Raw genomic sequence first — 4,207 nt, 5'->3', positions numbered from 1 at the left:
CTTGCAGCGGCGGCACCAGAAGGTCGTCGAGGAGGCACCGGCTCCCATGCTCCCCGAGGAGGTGCGCACCGACCTCCACGACGCCGCGCGCAAGGCCGCCGAGGCGATCGGCTACCGCGGCGCCGGCACGGTGGAGTTCCTCTTCGACCCGGCCAGCGAGCGCTTCTGGTTCCTGGAGATGAACACCCGCCTGCAGGTCGAGCACCCCGTCACCGAGCTCGTGCACGACGTCGACCTGGTCGAGCGGCAGATCGAGGCCGCCGAGCACGACTGGCTGATGGGCTGGAGCGGCGCGCCGCGCGGGCACGCCATCGAGGTGCGGCTCTACGCCGAGGACCCGGCGGCCGACTACCAGCCGCAGAGCGGCCGGCTCACGACGTTCGAGATCCCCCAGGAGGAGGGGATCCGCGTCGACGCCGGGTTCGAGTCCGGCAGCGAGGTGTCGACGCACTACGACGCGATGCTCGCCAAGGTGATCGCGCACGCGCCGACGCGGGAGGCCGCGGCCCGCAAGCTCGCGGGCGTGCTGTCCCGGGCGAGGATCCACGGGCTGGTCACCAACCGGGACCTCCTGGTGAGCATCCTGCGCGACGAGCGGTTCCTGAGGGGCGAGGTCAGCACGGACTTCCTCGGTGGTTTCGAGACGGTTGCCAGCGCAACCTCCTCAACCACCGACAGCGCGGTGGCGGCGGCGATCGCGCTGGCCGAGCGCGCCGTCGCCTCGCGCACCGTTCAGCGGGGCGTCCCGGTCGCCTGGCGCAACGTGGTCTCCCAACCGCAGCGCACCGAGTTCGAGGGCGACGTCGTGGTCGAGTGGTGGGGCGGCCGCGAGGGCTACCGGGTCGAGGGGCACACGGTGGTCGAGGCGGGACCCGCCGCCGTCACGCTGGAGACCGACGGGGTGCGCACGACGTACGCGGTCACGGTCGACGGAGCCGCTGTCGACGTCGACAGCCCGCGTGGCCACGTGCGGCTGACCCGGGTGCCGCGGTTCGTCGACCCGGCCGAGGCGGTCGCCAGCGGCAGCCTGCTGGCGCCGATGCCCGGCACGGTGGTCAGCGTCGCGGTCGAGGCCGGGCAGCAGGTCGAGGCCGGGCAGCCCGTGCTGGTGCTCGAGGCCATGAAGATGCAGCACACCGTGAGCGCGCCGTACGCCGGCGTCGTCACGGAGATCGACGTCAAGCCCGGTGCGCAGGTCGCCGCCGGTGAGGTTCTCGCCGTAGTGGAGGAGCAGGAGTGAACACGTTCACCGAGTCCGAGGAGCGCCAGGAGCTGCGCAAGGCCGTGGCCAAGCTGGCCGGCAAGTACGGCGGCGACTGGTTCGCCCAGAAGGCCCGCTCCGGCGAGAAGACCACCGAGCTGTGGCTGGAGATCGGCAAGAACGGCTATCTGGGCATCAACATCCCCGAGGAGTACGGCGGCGGGGGCGGCGGCATCGGCGACATCGCGGCGGTGTGCGAGGAGCTGGCGACCGCCGGCTGCCCGCTGCTGCTCATGGTGGTCAGCCCGGCGATCTGCGGCACGATCATCAGCAAGTACGGCACCGGTGAGCAGAAGCAGCGCTGGCTGCCCGGGATCTGCGACGGCACCTCGACGATGGCGTTCGCGATCACCGAGCCCGACGCGGGCACCAACACCCACAACATCACCACCACCGCCCGCAAGGACGGCGACGGGTGGGTCCTCAACGGCCGCAAGATCTACATCTCCGGCGTCGACGAGGCCGACAACGTGCTGGTCGTCGCCCGGGCCGAGGACGCCAAGACCGGCAAGGTCAAGCCGGTGCTGTTCGTGGTGCCGACCGACGCGGCCGGCTTCGAGGCCCAGCCGATCCCGATGGAGATCGTCTCGCCCGAGCTGCAGTTCAGCGTGTTCCTCGACGACGTCCGCCTGCCGGCCGACGCTCTCGTCGGTGACGAGGACGGCGGCCTGGCGCAGCTCTTCACCGGTCTCAACCCGGAGCGGATCATGGCCTCGGCGTTCGCGACCGGCATGGCCCGGCACGCGCTCGGCAAGGCCACGGCGTACGCGAAGGAGCGCACGGTCTTCAAGGGCCCGATCGGCTCGCACCAGGCGATCGCGCACCCGCTGGCGCAGGCGCACATCGAGATCGAGATGGCGCGGCTGATGACCCAGAAGGCCGCCGCGCTCTACGACGCCGGCGACGAGTTCGGCGCCGGCGAGGCGGCCAACATGGCCAAGTACGCCGCCGGCGAGGCCGCCTGCCACGCCGCCGACGTCGCGGTGCAGACCCACGGCGGCAACGGCATCACCCAGGAGTACGGCGTCGCCGGCCTCCTCGTCGCCGCCCGGACCACCCGGATCGCCCCGGTCAGCCGCGAGATGATCCTCAACTTCGTCGCGATGCACTCCCTGGGGCTGCCCAAGTCCTACTGAGCCTGGGCGTTCGCGTGCTGCGGCGGATCAACTGTAACGCCGTGTTACCCCACCTACCGACCGTGCTGAAACACGGTGGGGAGAAGGAGTAAACCGGCGTTACAGCCGCCGCAGCCGCCGCAGCCTCCGCCCGCCGGCCACGCCGGGCCTGCCTTCGACCCTAGGGTGGGGGCGTGGCGGGGGTCTTCGACGGGTTCGCGACGATCGTCGTGCTCATCGCCCTCGGGGCGGTGCTCGCCCAGCTGGGGATCATCGACGCGGCGGGGCAGCGGACCCTGTCGACGCTGGCGTTCTTCGTGGCGAGCCCGGCGCTGCTGCTGACCGTGCTCGAGGACAGCGACCCGGGCGCGGTGTTCTCCGACAACATCGTGGCGATGGCTCTGGCGGTGGTCGCGAGCGCGACACCGTCCGTCGCGGTCAGCCTGGCCCGCCGGCGTGGACTCGGCGACACCGTGGTCGGCACGCTGTGCTCGTCGTACCAGAACGCGGGCAACCTGGGCATCCCCATCGCGGCCTACGTGCTCGGCGACCCCGCGCTGGTCGCGCCGCTGCTGCTCATGCAGCTGCTGGTGCTGCAGCCGTTCGCGCTCACCCTCCTCGACATCGCCGACAGCGACCAACGCCCGCACCTGGGACGCATCCTGACGCGCCCGGTGCGCAACCCGATCACGATCGGCTCGCTGATCGGGGTGGTGCTCGCCGCGACAGACGTCGATCTGCCCTCCGCCGTCCAGGACCCGCTCGAGCTCGTCGGCGGCATGGCGGTGCCCGCGGCCCTGCTCGCGTACGGCGTCTCGCTGCGGCTCGGCCCGCTGCCGGGCCGGGGCGTGCCCGCGGCCGACCTCGCGATCACGGTGGCGCTGAAGATGGTGGTGCAGCCGCTGGCGGCGTACGCCGTGGGCCGGTTCGCACTCGGCCTGGAGGGGGACGCGCTGCTGGCGGTGACCGTGCTCTCCGCACTGCCGACGGCGCAGAACGTCTTCATCATCGCCTCGCGCTACGACCGAGCCGTGCTGCTGGCCCGCGACGCGATCTTCGTGAGCACGATCGTGTCCGTCCCCGCGATCATCGCGATCACTGCGCTCGTCGCCTGAGCCCGGCGCCTGAGCGCGCCGCTCGACATCATCGAAAATCTGTTCGATACTGACCGCGTGGGCAGGATCAGGAGCGGCTCGGGGTCGGCGAGCATCCTGCACGCCGATCTCGACTCGTTCTTCGCCTCCGTCGAGCAGCGCGACGACCCGCGCCTGCGTGGGAGGCCGGTGATCGTCGGCGGCGGCGTCGTGCTCGCGGCCAGCTACGAGGCCAAGGCGTTCGGGGTGCGCTCGGCGATGGGCGGGCGCGAGGCCGCCCGGCTCTGCCCCGACGCGTTGGTGGTGCCGCCGCGGTTCTCGGCGTACGTCGAGGCCAGCAAGCGCGTCTTCGAGATCTTCGACGACACCACGCCGCTGGTGGAGGGCATCTCGATCGACGAGGCGTTCCTCGACGTCGGGGGACTGCGCCGCCTCGTCGGCCCGCCCGAGCAGATCGCGGCCGACCTGCGCGCCCGCGTGCGCGACGAGGTCGGCCTGCCGATCTCGGTCGGCATCGCCCGCACCAAGTACCTCGCCAAGGTCGCGAGCGCGGTGAGCAAGCCCGACGGGCTGCTCGCGGTGCCGCCGGACCGCGAGGTGGAGTTCCTGCACCCGCTGCCGGTCGAGCGGCTCTGGGGCGTCGGTGCCGTCACCGCGACCAAGCTGCACGCCGAGGGCATCCGGACGATCGGCCAGCTCGCCGCCTGGGAGGAGGCCGACCTCAACGCCACCGTCGG

The 4,207-nt window shown here is 72.0% G+C and carries 3 protein-coding genes and 1 pseudogene; all 4 read left to right on the top strand.

Annotated elements, in window-relative coordinates:
* Positions 1-1,240: biotin/lipoyl-containing protein (locus tag VGD85_RS05530; RefSeq protein WP_331062443.1), on the top strand; the 1,240-nt coding region annotated here is incomplete at its 5' end.
* Positions 1,237-2,397 (top strand): acyl-CoA dehydrogenase family protein, encoded by a 1,161-nt coding sequence (locus tag VGD85_RS05525; protein WP_331062442.1) that lies wholly within the window; start codon positions 1,237-1,239, stop codon positions 2,395-2,397. The genes VGD85_RS05530 and VGD85_RS05525, both read left to right, overlap by 4 nt.
* A 173-nt stretch (positions 2,398-2,570) precedes the next feature.
* Positions 2,571-3,491, top strand: a complete 921-nt coding sequence (locus VGD85_RS05520; protein ID WP_331062441.1) for an AEC family transporter — start codon at positions 2,571-2,573, stop codon at positions 3,489-3,491.
* 57 nt (positions 3,492-3,548) lie between these two features.
* Positions 3,549-4,207: pseudogene (locus VGD85_RS05515) on the top strand (DNA polymerase IV); the annotation flags it as partial.

Source organism: Nocardioides sp. (assembly GCF_036401255.1).
Classification (GTDB): domain Bacteria; phylum Actinomycetota; class Actinomycetes; order Propionibacteriales; family Nocardioidaceae; genus Nocardioides.
This window is presented reverse-complemented; position numbering and strand designations above follow the sequence as displayed.